Consider the following 13,784-nt stretch of genomic DNA (forward strand, 5'->3'; position numbering starts at 1 on the left):
CCCGGATGGTGGGAACCCGTCAGGCGGACGGTGCGACGTCGGGCGCGTTCATGCCCATCGGCTCGCCGGCGACCTCCGGGCCGGGTAGCTGCACGGCCTGTGGACCGGCGACCTGGCTGACGAGCGTGAGCAGTCCGAACTCGACCCGGGCCGCGCTGAGCAGGCCGTCCGGGGTGTAGCAGTAGATGCCCACGTCCACCGGCGCGTCCAGCGAGGCGGAGACCGAGTCGACCGCGAAGCAGCTGCCCTGCGCGCCGGGCAGCGGCTGGACGGCGGAGACGGCCAGCGCCGACTGGCGGTCGGTGAAGACCTTCAGCCACTGCCGGAACAGCCGCTGCACCTTCGGGTCGTAGCGGCGCGGCACCTTGTCGCCGCGCTCGGCCACCCGGATGCACATCCCGGTGACCGGATTCTCCGCGGTCGGCAGTGAGCACTGATAGACGCCGTTGGCGTTGCGGACGATCGAGACGCCCGTGGTGCCGCCGAGCGCGCCGTTCGGAATGTCCACCCGCCAGCTGCCGTCGTTCGCCACGGTGGCGATCACGTTGCGGGGCACGCCGTCGCCGACGTCCCAGGTGTACAGCGCGGCGTACCGGCGGTCGAGGGCGAGTGCGGCGAGCCCGGCCAGGGCGTCGCGGCCGTCGCCGGCCGGCTCGGACGCGGCCGCCGGTGACGCGGGCCCGGTGGGCGCCGGCCCCGGTTCGTCGCCGCCGCAACCGGCCAGGGCCACGCCCAGCAGGGTGGCGGTCAGCGCGGACAGTACGCGCCGGGAACCGGAGGGAAGGAACACCGCGCCATTCTCGCCCTATTCAGCGACACGCCGCTTTTGTGTCTTCGGCGTGTCGCGCCGCGGTGGCCGGAATCTGGGAACGCCTGTCGAGGCACCGCAACGGCGCGGCTAGGGTGGTGGCGATCGCTCTGACCCTAAGGAATGGTTCGCCGTGGCTCTTGTGGTGCAGAAGTACGGTGGCTCGTCGGTCGCGACCGCCGAGCGCATCAAGCGCGTGGCGGAGCGCATCGTGGCAGCCCGTAAGGCGGGCGACGACGTCGTGGTCGTCGTCTCCGCGATGGGCGACACCACCGACGAGCTGCTGGATCTGGCCAACCAGGTCAGCCCGCTGCCGCCCGGCCGCGAGCTGGACATGCTGCTCACCGCCGGTGAGCGGATCTCGATGGCGCTGCTCGCCATGGCCATCCACAACCTGGGTTACGAGGCCCGGTCCTACACCGGCTCGCAGGCCGGCGTGCTCACCACGTCGGCGCACGGCAAGGCCCGGATCATCGATGTCACTCCCGGCCGGCTGCGCACCGCGCTCGACGAGGGCGCGATCGCCATCGTCGCCGGCTTCCAGGGCGTCTCGCAGGACACCAAGGACATCACCACCCTCGGCCGCGGCGGTTCGGACACCACCGCTGTCGCTCTCGCGGCGGCGCTGCACGCCGACGTCTGTGAGATCTACACCGACGTGGACGGCGTCTTCACCGCCGACCCGCGGATCGTGCCGAACGCCCAGCACATCAAGCAGATCACCTACGAGGAGATGCTGGAGCTGGCCGCGGGCGGGGCGAAGGTGCTGATGTTGCGATGCGTGGAGTACGCACGCCGTTTCCGCGTGCCGATCCACGTACGCTCGTCGTACTCGAACAAAGAAGGCACGCTCGTCACCGGATCGATGGAGGACCTCGACGTGGAGCAGGCACTGATCACCGGGGTCGCGCACGACCGCAGCGAAGCCAAGATCACGATCGTGGGGGTGCCGGACGAGCCGGGCGCCGCCGGCCGGATCTTCGAGACCGTCGCGCAGGCCGGCATCGACATCGACATGATCGTCCAGAACGTCTCCACCGAGGGCACCGGGCGCACCGACATCTCGTTCACGCTGCCGAAGGCGGACGGCCCGAGCGCGATGTCCGCGCTCGACAAGATCAAGGACCAGATCAAGTTCAAGACCCTGCTCTTCGACGACCACGTCGGCAAGGTCTCGCTGATCGGCGCCGGCATGCGCTCGCACCCGGGCGTCGCGGCGGCGTTCTTCGCCTGCATCGGTGCGGCCGGCGTCAACATCGAGATGATCTCCACGTCGGAGATCCGGGTCTCGATCGTCTGCCGTGACACCGACCTGGACACCGCGGTCCGCGCCGTCCACGACCAGTTCGAACTCGGTGGTAATGAGGAGGCGGTCGTCTACGCGGGAACCGGCCGGTAAGCCGGGCGATGGCGCAGCCAACGCTCGCCGTCGTCGGGGCGACCGGCTCCGTCGGAGCCGTCATGCTCGACCTGCTCTCGTCCCGCCGCAACGTGTGGGGCGAGATCAGGCTGATCGCGACGGCCCGGTCGGCCGGCAAGGTGCTCACCTGCCGCGGCGAGCAGCTGGTCGTGCGCGAGCTGAGCCCCGAGGCGTTCGACGGGATCGACGTCGCCATGTTCGACGTGCCCGACGACGTCGCGCTCCAGTGGGCCCCGATCGCCGCCTCCCGCGGCACGATCGTGGTGGACAACTCCACGGCGTTCCGGATGGATCCGGACATCCCGCTGGTCGTCCCCGAGATCAACCGGGAGGATCTCCAGCACCGCCCGCGCGGCATCGTGTCCAGCGCCAACGCCACCACCGCGACGATGGTCATGGCGGTGGCCCCGCTCCACGCGGAGTACGGGTTGCGCGAGCTCGTCCTGGCCTCCTACCAGTCCGCCTCCGGCGCCGGTCAGTACGGCATCGACACGCTGCACGACCAGCTCAGCAAGGTGGCCGGTGATCGGCTGCTCGGCTCCCGCCCCGGCAACGTGCGCCAGGCCGTCGGCGACGACCTCGGCCCGTTCCCGGCACCGCTCGCGCTCAACGTGGTCCCGTGGTCGGGCGAGCAGGCCGCGCTCGGCTGGTCCACCGAGGAGCTCAAGCTCCGCAACGAGACCCGCAAGATCCTCGCGCTGCCGGCCCTGAAGGTCTCGGCCACCTGCGTACGCGTGCCGGTGGTGACCGGGCACTCGATCGCGGTGCACGCGGTCTTCGCCTCCGAGGTGACCGCCGACGGCGCCCGCCAGGTGCTGCGCAACGCACCCGGCGTGATCCTGGTGGACGACCCCGAGGCCGGCGAGTTCCCGATGCCGATCGACGCGGTCGGCACCGACCCGTCGTGGGTCGGCCGCATCCGCCGGGCGATGGACGACCCGCGCGCCCTGTCCCTCTTCGTGACCGGCGACAACAGGCGCAAGGGCGCGGCGCTCAACACGGTTCAGATCGCCGAGGCCATCGCTGCGGAGTTCGGTAAGTGACCGGCATCTGCGAGGTCGTGATCACGGCCGCCGACCCCGAGTGGCTGGCCGAGTTCACCCGCCGCCTGGTCGCGGACCGGCTCGCGGCGTGCGGTCAGCAGGTCACGGCGATCCGCTCGATCTACCGCTGGGACGGCGAGGTGCAGGACGAGCCGGAGGCCCGGGTCGCCCTGCACACACGGCTCGATCTCGTCGACCAGATCATCGAGCGGGCGAACGCCGAGCATCCGTATGAGGTGCCCTGCGTCCTCGCCCTCCCGGTCGTGGCAGCCAACCCGGCCTATGTCGCCTGGGTACGCGAGGAAACCCAGGGCTAGCTAGCGCGCGGCTGTGGCGATTTGCGCCCGCATACGAACCCGAAATCGCCACAACCGTGCCGGCAGCGTGCTGACCGAGTGGGTGGTGGGGGCGTCAGGCGACGGCGTCGAGGTCCGCGCGGGTCAGCAGCGCCCGCAGCGTGATCCCCTCGGCGGCCAGCGCCTGCGCGCCGCCCTCCTGACGGTCGATGACGCAGACCGCGTGGTCGACGTGTGCGCCCAGCTTGCGCAGGTCCTTGGTGGACAGCACGACCTGGCCACCGGACGTGACCACGTCCTCGACGACCAGCACGCGGCGGCCGGCGACCTCGGCGCCCTCGGCGAGGCGGGCGGTGCCGTACTGCTTGGCCTGCTTGCGGACGAAGGCGGTGGGCAGCTTGGCGTGCCGCGCCAGGGCGGTGACGACCGCGATGCCGCCCATCTCCAGTCCGGCGAGGACCTCGGTGCCCTCCGGGATGAGGACGGCCAGCTGCTGGGCCAGGTTGTCGAGCAGGACGGGGTCGGCCTCGAACTGGTACTTGTCGAAGTATTCGGTCGCGGTGCGGCCGGAGCGCAGGGTGAATTCGCCGGTCAGCCGGCTCACGCTGCGAACCTGCCGGGCAAGGTCGGAGTCAGTCACAAGGACTCAGCTTGTCAGGCGTCCACCGCGCGGCGCGCAGCGGCCCCGACGGTCACCCGTTGGCGTACTTGATCTCCTCACTACCGCATCATATGTCTGTTTGGGGTAGTTTTCGCCTAATTAGTGGCTTGCGCCCGGAAGGAAAGTTCTGTGACACCCTTCGCGATGCTCTTCCTGCTCGCCCTCGCCGGCTCCTCCTGCTTCGCCCTCGGCCGCGCTCTCGGCCGGGGCGAGCGCTACGAGCGGGGCTACCGCGAGGGCTTCCGCGACGGCGAGACCGGCTCCCTGGCCCGCGCCACCCGGCTCATGCAACTCGGCGAGCGCACCGCCATCGCACCGGTCGTGGAGACCATGCTCGGGCCGTACACGGTTCCGCAGCAGATGGCTCCGCGCGTGGTCAGCCCTCAGTTGGCGCTCTGAGCTCCCCGTACGCGATCAGGGCCGGTTCCCGGAGTGGGAACCGGCCCTGCTGTTCGTCCGAGCCGCGCGACGCGGTGGTGGGCTGCCTCGGGTGCACGTTCAACGGGGGGCCGAACGGCGGCAAGGGCAGCGCGAAGACTGAGGACGGGCCATGCCCGAATCGTGTCCGCTGCCGGCTCGGGAGCGCCGAGAAAGTCGGCGGTCGTCGGCGGTCAGAGGATGAAGATCCGCTGCTGCGTGCCGTCCTTGCGGGTCACGACGAGTTGTCCCTCGCCGTCGCTCAGCAGGTCCTCGACGAGGGCGTAGACCTGGACCGCGCGGTTGAGCACGTCCGTTTTCCCCAGGCCTGTCTCTTCCGTCAGCTTCTGGAGATCCCGGTGGGACCGCTTCGTCAGATTGACGGTGACGCGGACCAGTCCGTTGCCACCCGAGCCCTCGGCCGTGGGCTTCTCCCCGGTCGGGGGTGGCGGATTCTCGCCGGCCTGCATGGAATCGCCCGATTTGGTTAGCGAGTTTGCGGGCTCAGCCACGATCTGTACCTCCACTGCTTCCGGACCCAGAGTGACTGGGTCATGACCTGACTGTAACTATGCAGGTCTTCTGCTGCTGTCTAACGGTGAACATTGCTGGTCGACACTCAGGCTTCAGCAGTTTTTCTGCTGCATCAACGGACAGCATGTCCGGTGGGTCGAGGATACAGAGATCAACTGCAGATCGACACCCCTTGGAGATCCAAATCTATTAGATCGTTGTGCATATGACGAGGTAGCGACGGCGCATGGTGACGCAACTATCACTGATAGTTGTGTCCGAAACCAAAATCGGTAAGGAGCGACCCCGCGCGCAGGCATACTTAAGTCATACGACTGCTGCATCTTGACTGGCAATCGGCCGTTTCATGGGTGCTACTCTGGTCCAACCGGACGACAGCCCGTCGTCCAACCGCATGACATCGAAGTCGCGCGGTTCAGGGAAGGTGGACCAGAGACAATGTCAGTCCCGACCACCGGAGAGGAGGAGAGCGAGCCAGAACTCGTCCGGAGGGACGATTTCTTGGCCAGCCCCTCGGATCCTCGATCGATCCCCTCGCAGGTGAGCAACCCTGATGTGGTCTATGCCCGCAACCGGGTGCACGCCTTGTGGATCAGAATGCGCACCGCCGTCAGGCGAGCATTCAGCCAGCGCCACCCCGTCCCGCTGACAGTCGACGAGTGCGAGATCGTCGAGGACAACCTCGCGGATGGTTCTGTCAATCCTATCCCGACCATCGATGCGAGCCCTCTCGTCATCCGCCGGCCCCACCAGGGCGACCCGGAGCACGAGGCACGCCACCCGGACAAGACAACCGTCTGGGTCGGGCTCAAGGTCCTCGAGACACTCGAGATAACGGTCGGTTTCATCACCTCGAGGACCTCGCTCGTGCGAGCGTTCGTCTTCCTGGCGGTGACTTCCGCGGCGCTCGGCACCGTTGCGCTGCTGAGCCTGCTCATTCCCGATGTGCCCGACCCGGTTCTGGCCGCCTCTCTCTGGGGACTTCTCATCGTCCTCGTGGGCGGACCGGTGTTCGGCATAGGCCTGTGGTTCGTCGACCGCAAAGTCGATCGCAAACACGACCACGGCGGTAACACCGACGGCAAGCGTAACCGCGACGACCCCGGCCGCGACCGCCACTGACGTCCACATGAACACCGTCGGCCGGCCGGGAGCGACCCGGTGGTCAAGAGCCGCCCGCACCCGCCGGCCGACGCCCCTGACCTTGTTGACCTGGGAGTTTGATCACTGTGGTCGTCATGGAGACAACGGCTGAAGAAGACGACACCCTTATCCACCACGCGTTCGCCGCGCCGGCGGACGCCTGGACCTTCCGCTGGAAGGTCACCCTGACCCTCCGGCTCGACTCACTGAGCACCTACGAGACGCACCGCACCGTCAACACCCCCGACGAGCTGTGCGAGCTCGTCCTGCACAGCAGCATGGACCCGCGGATCGTGGCGTACAGCTATCACCGCTACGCGACCTTCGACATCAACGCCGCGCCGACCGCGTGCCGCTGGTGCGACGAGTCGTTCGTCGACACCCCGCCGCGTCAGGAGTGGCGCAACTGCACCTGCGGCGTGCATGTCGTGCACACCTGCTGCGCGTGCGGATCAAGCGACATCTTCCCGCGCCCCAGCCACACCTGCAGCGAGTCGGTCGGTGCGTGACGAGAGGGGCCGGTTCCTGTCTCAGGGGCCGGCCCTGACGGCCACCGAGATGTCGCCCTCCACCTCGAGGCCGGACCCGTGGAACAACTCCAGGTGGTACGTGCCTTCCTCGAGTCCGGACCAGGTCAGCACGCTCTCCTGACCGACGATCGCCAGCTGCTTGCTGATGTCGTCATCGCCCCGGTGCAGCCAGACGTTGATGCGGGCGCCCAGCATCGGCTCGAACTCACTGCGCGCGGCGATCGTCACCGTGATCGAGCCGCTCGCCGGCACCGGGAAGCTCCGGGTCCTCGGCAGGCGAGCCTTCATCCGGAACCAGCTCGTCCAGCTTCCCGGGGACCGGCTGGGAGCGGTGATGTACTGCCGCGGTGTCCGCTGGCGCAGGACGCTGCTGTAGACCTCGGTCATGTCCGGCCGCAATCCGCCGCCGAACACCTCGGAGCCGATCACACCGCCGGTGCCCCGATTCACCTGGCGATATGAGGTGCGCCCGAGCCAGGCGGTCACCGGCCGTCCGGTGGCGTCGGCGACCTCGGCGGCGAGGCTGCGCTCGCCATACTCGATGCCGGGCAGCAGCGACGGATCGGTCCCGGTGTTGCAGGAGTCGAAAGTCACCTCGGCGTCCGCTGTGAAGGGCGCCGGCGGGAGACCGCGCGCCTCGGCGAGGCTGAGCCCGTAGTCCTTGAGGTCCGGCCAGCCGTACCGCAGGGTCAGCGCGCCCGGCACCCCGTGACTGAACACGTGGAGCCCGGTGATCGAACCCGGCGGGAACTGCCGCAGCCGGTCGGCCAGCGTCCGCTCCGGAGTGATCCACAGGACGGTGGCACCTCCCGCCCGGGCCTCGATCTGGGCCGGGTCCACGCCCGCCCGGTCGTAGCCGGTCCGTTCGACCAGCCAGACCCGCTGCGCCCCGCCGACCTGGGCACCGGCGTCGGCGAACTGGAAGGCGTGCCCGGGAAGCTCACCCGGCCCGGGGGAGCCCACCACGACGACTGTGTAGTTGCCGGGCGGGAGCGAGCCCTGGACCGCCTGCGCGAGCGCGGCGTTGCCGACGGGCGGGAGCACGGCGGGGTCGTCACCAGCCTTGACCGCCTGCGCCAGGACGGCATTGCCGACGGTGCCGGCCCGGGCGGAGGACAACCCGCCGGCCGGGGCGCCCCGGGCGGAGGACAGGCCGCCGGCCGCGCCCCGGGTCGGGGACAAACCGCTGGCAGCACGTTTTGGCGTGACGATCGGGCCGCCGACGAGCTGCGGCCCGGAGGTGCGGAGCTTCCGATTCCCCACACCCCACTATCTCCCGGATCCCGCTGTCAGGAGCCCGGCGGAACACGGGATGGCATGCACATGTCAGGGCGGCGGGGCGTTGACGGCGGTGACCATGCAGGTGTCCCGGCGGTCGCCGGGCGGCCCTGAGCGGCACCCTGATCGCGCCGACTCACGAGAGCCGCCTCGCTGCTTCTGGGGGACTTCGGTCACACGTAAAGAAAAAGAAGCGGAAGCAACCGACTAGCTGAACCACCGGCTGAAGAAGCCTTTGCGAGCGCCCGGATTATGGACAGTGGGCGTTTCGTCCTCGTGCGTCGGCGTATTGGGAACAATCGGACGTGGCCGAGGCAGATGGTTCGACGTCGAGCGGTAGACCGCCGGCGGGGGCTGGGGCAGATTCGGGTCCAGCTGGAGGTTGTTGAGCAGGTCGCGTAGTTGTTCGGCGCTGGGGCGGGAGGCCGGGTCGTTGGCCATGCCGTAACGCAGGATGTCGGTCAGTGACCGGGGGACGCCGTGCAGCTCGGGGATCGGCTGGTGGAACAGGTCCATCAGGGTGATCAGGCTGGGGCTGCGATCGGTGCTCCAGCGTGGCGGGCGGCCGTTCATCACCGCGTAAAGAGTGGCGCAGAGGGCGTAGACGTCAGCGGCGCCGGACGGGCTGTCGTGGCGGAACATCTCGGGTGGGGCATAGGCCGGCGTCAGCACCTCGAGGGTGACCGAGGAGTCGCGCATCTCGCCCAGGACGGCCAGGCCGAAGTCGGCGAGGACGGCCGCGTTGAACTGCGAATACAGGATGTTGGCCGGCTTCACGTCGCGGTGCAGGACGCCGTTGGCGTGTGAGTGCACGAGGGCGTCGGCGATCTTGATGCCGACGTCGCGGGCCTCGACGGGTGTCAGCGGGGAGACGCGCATCCGGTCCAGGTAGGAGCCGTCGCAGAGCTCCATGATGAGGTACGGATGCTGGTCGACGGTCACGCCGACGTCGAAGAGGTCCACCACGTGCGGGTGGGAGGACATGCGGCCGGCGGCGCGGGCCTCGCGGAGGAAGCGGGCCTGGTCGCGGGCGTTGTCGAGGGTGCGGTTCTCCATCTTGATGGCGACCTCGCGCCCGACGGAGTCCTGGGTGGCCCGGTAGACGGTGGCGTAACCACCGCGGGCCATGACCGACAAACCGGACATGCCTGGCACGTACGGTACGGGTAGGGCGCCAGGCGGAGTCTCCGTCACGTTAAAGAAAATACGCCAGGCGGATCAAAGATCATCCAGGCATGTCAGACGCGTAGGCGACAGTTTCCGCCGCAGCCGTTTCGAGACCTGGTAGGGCGAGGGTATCGCGCAGTTCCTCGGCGGCTGCCCGCTCGCTGGCCTGCTCGGTGGCGTTCGCCAGACGGACCGCCTCCTCGGCGGCGGCCAGTGCCTCCTCGCACCGGTCGGCGGCGGCCAGCACGCGGGCGCGGACCATGGCGGTGATCACGCCGCTGCGGACGTCCTCGGCGGGAACCTCACGGGCGCGCTCGATCCAGGTCAGTGCCGACTCGACGCGGCCTTCGGCGAGAAGGGCGGAGGCGTACGCGGCAAGCGCGTGCCGCCGCGAGAAGAGCAACGACGGTGTGGCCGTGTCACTGGCGATCGGCGCCAGCAACCCGATCGCCGTCGTCGCGTCGCCCGCGCGGTTGCGGGCCTCGGCGAGCAGCACCCGGGGTCCGACCTGGGCCGGCGCCAGCGGGTTGTGCGGCTCCACCGCGGTCATCACCCGGCGGGCGTCCGCCTCGGCAGTGGCCAGGTCGCCGCGTTGCAGGGCGACGAAACCGTGCAGCGTCCCGGCCATGCCGATCAGCAGCGGGTGCCCGGTGCGGTCGGCGTAGACGAGAGCGTCGGTGAGCAGGTCGGCGGCGTGGTCCAACTCGTTCAGGCTGCGGGCGATGGCGCCGCGCACGACCATGGCGAGTCCCCGCCCCCAGTCGTCGGAGAGCTCGTTGAACTCGCGGAACGCCCGCCGCGCCTGACTGTCCGCGGCGCCGAGATCGCCCAGTTCGGCGGCCGCGTACGCCTCGACGACCCGCAACGTGCCGACCGCCCAGCCCTCGCCGACCCGGTCGCCGAAGGGCAGGAAGATCCGCGCGAGCCGGCGGGCCTCCTGCAGGCGGCCGGCGAGCAGGCGGGCGAACGCGGTGGTGCCGCGCATCCAGGACCGGCCGACCGGATCGCCGAGCTCGGCGAAGAGGCGCGCGGCCCGGCCGAGGACGGCGTCGGTGCCGGCGAAGTCGCCACGGGTGGTGGTCACCCACGCCAGGTTCTGCAGGGCCCAGGCCTGACCGTGGCGGTCGCCCGCCGCCAGCGTCACCTGGTATGCCGCGGCGAACCGGCTGCTCGCCTGGCTGAGCCGCCCGGACAGGAAGTCGGCCATGCCGAGCCGCCGCATGGCGTTGGCTCGCTCCGGCAGCAGCTGGGCCTCGGTGGCGACCTCCAGGGCCTCCTGCCAGGCCGAGACGGCACGGCTGGTGTCGCCGAGTGCCTCGTACGCCCGGCCGACCAGGATCGTGCCCTCGGCGCGGCACACCGGATCGTCTGCGGCCGCCTTGGTGATCTTCTCGCCGTACGCCAGCGCCTCCTCGGCCCGGCCCAGGCGCAGCAGCGCACGGGCGTGCACGAGCTGGTCCGGCAGCGGCAGGCCGTCCTTGGTGAGCGCGGTGGCGCGTTCCGCGTACTCGATCGCGGCGGCCGGCTCGATGTTGGCCAGTGCCCGCCGCGCCATCCGCCCCAGCGCGGCCACGCCCAGCGGCGCCACCTCGCGAGCCGCGGCGTCCGGGCGCAGGCGTACCGCGTCGGCCAGTGCCACGGTCGCTTCGACGTGGGTGGCGATGAACGCGTCCCGCTCGTTGTCGGACAGGTTGAGCCGCACCGACCCGTCGGCGCCGTCCGCCCAGCCGGCCAGGTACGCGTGCCGCTCCGCCAGGTCGGCCTTGCCGATGTTCGCGTACGCCGCCTCGCGCATCAGCGGCGTGGAGAACGAGTATCCGCCCCGGGTCCGGTGCAGCATGCGGCGTTGCAGCAGCTCGTCGACGGAAGGCTCCAGTTCCGCGACCTCCGAGCGGCGTTCCCACAACGCCTCCAGGACACCGGACGGCACTGTCGTCCCGGCCACCGAGGCGTCCCGCAGGACCGAGCGTGGCTCGGCGGGCAACGCGTCGATACGCGCCGCGAGCACGGCGGCCAGGTCACGGGAGAGCAGCCGGCTGCCGAGCGACCCGGCGGCCAGGTGCCACCGGCCGGCCGCGTTGGCGCCCACCGCCGGGGTGAGCGCGCCCCGCTCCATCAGCAGCGTGACCATCTCGGCCAGATAGAACGGGTTGCCCTGCGCGGTGGCGAGCAGCCGGTCGCTGTCCGGCTGGGGCAGCTTGCCGCCGTTCAGATACGACGTGAGCAGCCGGGACGCGTCGGCACCTCGCAGCGGCGGCAGCGTGTGCACCTCGGCGTCGGCCAGCCGGGTCATCGCGCCGGCGGTGCGGACCAGCTCCGGGCGGCCGAGCAGGAGCACCACGACCGGGCCGTCGAGCCGGGAGAGCGTGCTCCCGAGAGCCGCGACGGTGGTGGCGGTGGCGTCGTGCAGGTCGTCCACGATGACCATCAGCGGCGCCTCGACGGCCAGCGCGCTGAGCAGGTCGGCGACCGCGATCGAGATCGCCTCGGCGTCGACCCGCTTGGCGCTCGGCGGCCAGTCGGCGGGCGCGGCCGGCCCGACCGGGTTGCCGGGCGCCTCGCCGTAGCCGAGCAGCACCAGCAGCCGGTCGGTGTCGAGTTGGGCGCCGATGCGGGCGGCCAGCTTGCGCAGGCGTTCCTCGACGACCGCGCGGCCGATCGTGGCGATCATGTCCTTGGGCAGGCCGGCCGCCTTGCGGACGATGTCGGCCAGGGGCGCGTAGCGCCGGCGCTCACCGAACGCGCGGCAGCGCACCCGCAGGACCCGGGCGCCGTGTCCCGCATAGGGACCGGTGCCGGCCTCGTAACCGGCGGCGAGCCGTTTCACCTCGCCGGCGAACCGGGACTTGCCGATGCCGGCCTCGGCGGTCATCACCATGATCCGCGGAGTGCCGGAGTCGATCGCCTCGGCGAGCCGGCCGGAGACCCGGCCGAGCTCGGTCTCACGGCCCACGAACGGCGCCTCGTCGCCGAGCCCGGAGCGGGTGCCCGGCGCGTCGTGCAGGCCGAGCAGCTCGTAGGTGGGCACCGGCTCCCGCTTGCCCTTGAGCCGCAGGGGCCGCAGCTGACGCCAGGAGGCCACATGCCGGGTGCCGGCGCTGGTCCGCTCGCCGGCGTAGACCCCGCCGACCGCGGCCGCGTCGGCCAGCCGGGCGGCGGTGTTCACGGTGTCGCCGATGACCGTGTACTCGATGCCGGCCTGCATGCCGGCGACCACCTCACCGGTGTTCAGCCCGACCCGCAGGCCGAGCGGCGCGCCGCCGCCGCGCTCGTCGTCGAGCACCCGGCGGACCGCGCGCTGCATGCTCAGGGCGGCACGGACCGCGCGCTCCGCGTCGTCCTCGTGCGCCACGGGTGCGCCGAAGACCGCCATGATCCCGTCGCCGGTCAGTTTGTCGACGTGCCCGCCGAACGTCTTGACCGCTCCGGCCAGGGACGCCAGCACCCGGTCGGTCACCGCGCCGACCCGCTCCGGGTCGAGGTCCTCGGACCAGGAGGTGAAGTCGGAGAGGTCGCCGAAGAGCACGGTCACGATCCGGCGCTCGGCAGCCGGCAGCGCCGCGGCCGCGGGCAGGGCCGCACCGCAGTGATGACAGAAGCGGGCGCCGGGCACGGCGACGGTCCCGCACACGGGGCAGGTCACGGCCGATCCAACCGATTCACGCCGGTCCCGGATTCCCGATTGAGGTGATCGATCTGCGCGGCGGCGGACCACTCGGCGGCGAAGCGCAGGTGGGGATCGATGTCCGGGTAGACCAGATCGACCACCGCCGCCGGGGTTCTCGCCCCGGTCGCCATGGCGGCACGGACCTGCGCCAGTCGCTCGCGGCGGTGGCCGAGGTAGAAGTGGGCACGCTCGGCGGTGTCGGTCCGGGCCGGTCCGTGGCCCGGCAGCATCAAGACCGAGGGGTACGCGCTGAGCACTCCCAGACTCGTCAGATAGGCACCCAGGTCGCCGTCGGGCGGGGCCACCACAGTGGTCCCACGCCCCAGCATCGTGTCGCCGGTGAACATCACGCGGTCGTTCCCACACTCGACGAGAAAGCACACGGAATCACTTGTGTGCCCCGGAGTGTCCAGCACCGTTATTTCCAGGCCGTTCCCGTCGAGAGGCCCGTTCGGGTCCAACGGCTCACTGTCGCGGCAGTGCCGCGGGTCGGCGGCCCGGACCGGGGTGCCACCGAGCAGCTCGGCGAGCCGGTCGGCGCCCTCGACGTGGTCGTGATGACCGTGCGTGACAAGAATGGAACCGAACGGCCCGTGCTCGGCGATCCGGCGCAGGTGACCCTCGTCCAGCGGCCCGGGGTCGATCACGGTGGCGAAATCCGCTCCGGGAGCGCGCAAAATCCAGGTGTTGGTGCCGTCCAGCGTCATCGGTCCCGGGTTGGGCGCCCGCAGCAGCGTCACCCAACCCGGCAACCGGTCGACCTCTGCCGACTCGGGCTCAGCACCCCCCATGCCCCGAATCGTACGTCGCCTCATGGGTG

Annotated in this window: 13 protein-coding genes; 6 read left to right on the plus strand and 7 right to left on the minus strand. The window is 70.6% G+C overall.

The window, feature by feature from the left end; genetic code table 11:
- Positions 1 to 19 precede the first annotated feature (19 nt).
- Positions 20 to 790, minus strand: a complete 771-nt coding sequence (locus AB0M02_RS42970; RefSeq protein ID WP_364238280.1) for a hypothetical protein — start codon at positions 788 to 790, stop codon at positions 20 to 22.
- A gap of 151 nt (positions 791 to 941) precedes the next feature.
- On the opposite strand from AB0M02_RS42970, the gene AB0M02_RS42975 reads away from it, so the two are divergent.
- Genes AB0M02_RS42975 through cutA form a run of 3 tightly spaced genes read left to right on the plus strand, consistent with a single transcriptional unit; the run spans position 942 to position 3,588 of the window.
- On the plus strand, positions 942 to 2,207 hold the full coding sequence (locus AB0M02_RS42975) for an aspartate kinase (protein ID WP_364238281.1): 1,266 nt from the start codon (positions 942 to 944) through the stop codon (positions 2,205 to 2,207).
- Positions 2,208 to 2,215: 8 nt separating this feature from the next.
- Positions 2,216 to 3,271, plus strand: coding sequence for an aspartate-semialdehyde dehydrogenase (locus tag AB0M02_RS42980; RefSeq protein WP_364238282.1), 1,056 nt, complete (start codon positions 2,216 to 2,218; stop codon positions 3,269 to 3,271).
- On the plus strand, positions 3,268 to 3,588 hold the full coding sequence (gene cutA / locus AB0M02_RS42985; RefSeq protein WP_364238283.1) for a divalent-cation tolerance protein CutA: 321 nt from the start codon (positions 3,268 to 3,270) through the stop codon (positions 3,586 to 3,588). Before AB0M02_RS42980 ends, cutA begins: the two co-directional genes overlap by 4 nt.
- 94 nt (positions 3,589 to 3,682) lie before the next feature.
- Here the strand turns inward: cutA and pyrE are convergent, their stop codons facing one another.
- Positions 3,683 to 4,207 (minus strand): orotate phosphoribosyltransferase, encoded by a 525-nt coding sequence (gene pyrE / locus AB0M02_RS42990; RefSeq protein ID WP_364238284.1) that lies wholly within the window; start codon positions 4,205 to 4,207, stop codon positions 3,683 to 3,685.
- A 150-nt stretch (positions 4,208 to 4,357) separates the two neighbouring features.
- Here pyrE and AB0M02_RS42995 point away from each other — a divergent pair, with 150 nt between their 5' ends.
- Complete coding sequence (locus tag AB0M02_RS42995; protein WP_364238285.1) at positions 4,358 to 4,627, plus strand: hypothetical protein; 270 nt, start codon at positions 4,358 to 4,360, stop codon at positions 4,625 to 4,627.
- A 212-nt stretch (positions 4,628 to 4,839) separates the two neighbouring features.
- Here AB0M02_RS42995 and AB0M02_RS43000 read toward each other — a convergent pair whose 3' ends face one another.
- Positions 4,840 to 5,157: a hypothetical protein gene (locus AB0M02_RS43000; protein ID WP_364238286.1), complete on the minus strand. Its 318-nt coding sequence runs from the start codon at positions 5,155 to 5,157 to the stop codon at positions 4,840 to 4,842.
- A 460-nt stretch (positions 5,158 to 5,617) separates the two neighbouring features.
- Here AB0M02_RS43000 and AB0M02_RS43005 point away from each other — a divergent pair, with 460 nt between their 5' ends.
- Positions 5,618 to 6,301, plus strand: a complete 684-nt coding sequence (locus AB0M02_RS43005) for a hypothetical protein (RefSeq protein ID WP_364238287.1) — start codon at positions 5,618 to 5,620, stop codon at positions 6,299 to 6,301.
- 116 nt (positions 6,302 to 6,417) lie between these two features.
- Positions 6,418 to 6,831 carry a hypothetical protein gene (locus AB0M02_RS43010; protein WP_364238288.1) on the plus strand — a complete coding sequence of 138 codons (414 nt, stop codon included), beginning with the start codon at positions 6,418 to 6,420 and terminating at the stop codon, positions 6,829 to 6,831.
- 21 nt (positions 6,832 to 6,852) lie between these two features.
- Here the strand turns inward: AB0M02_RS43010 and AB0M02_RS43015 are convergent, their stop codons facing one another.
- The 4 genes from AB0M02_RS43015 to AB0M02_RS43030 form a co-directional block, all read right to left on the minus strand.
- A complete protein-coding gene (locus AB0M02_RS43015; RefSeq protein WP_364238289.1) occupies positions 6,853 to 8,034 on the minus strand; it encodes a hypothetical protein in 1,182 nt (393 codons plus the stop codon).
- 303 nt (positions 8,035 to 8,337) lie between these two features.
- Positions 8,338 to 9,324, minus strand: coding sequence for a serine/threonine-protein kinase (locus AB0M02_RS43020; protein ID WP_364238290.1), 987 nt, complete (start codon positions 9,322 to 9,324; stop codon positions 8,338 to 8,340).
- 31 nt (positions 9,325 to 9,355) lie between these two features.
- Complete coding sequence (locus AB0M02_RS43025) at positions 9,356 to 12,940, minus strand: adenylate/guanylate cyclase domain-containing protein (protein WP_364238291.1); 3,585 nt, start codon at positions 12,938 to 12,940, stop codon at positions 9,356 to 9,358.
- Positions 12,937 to 13,755 carry an MBL fold metallo-hydrolase gene (locus AB0M02_RS43030; protein WP_364238292.1) on the minus strand — a complete coding sequence of 273 codons (819 nt, stop codon included), beginning with the start codon at positions 13,753 to 13,755 and terminating at the stop codon, positions 12,937 to 12,939. The genes AB0M02_RS43025 and AB0M02_RS43030 overlap by 4 nt, the downstream gene beginning before the upstream one ends.
- Positions 13,756 to 13,784: the final 29 nt, after the last annotated feature.

It is taken from the genome of Actinoplanes sp. NPDC051861 (assembly GCF_040681145.1).
Lineage (GTDB): Bacteria > Actinomycetota > Actinomycetes > Mycobacteriales > Micromonosporaceae > Actinoplanes.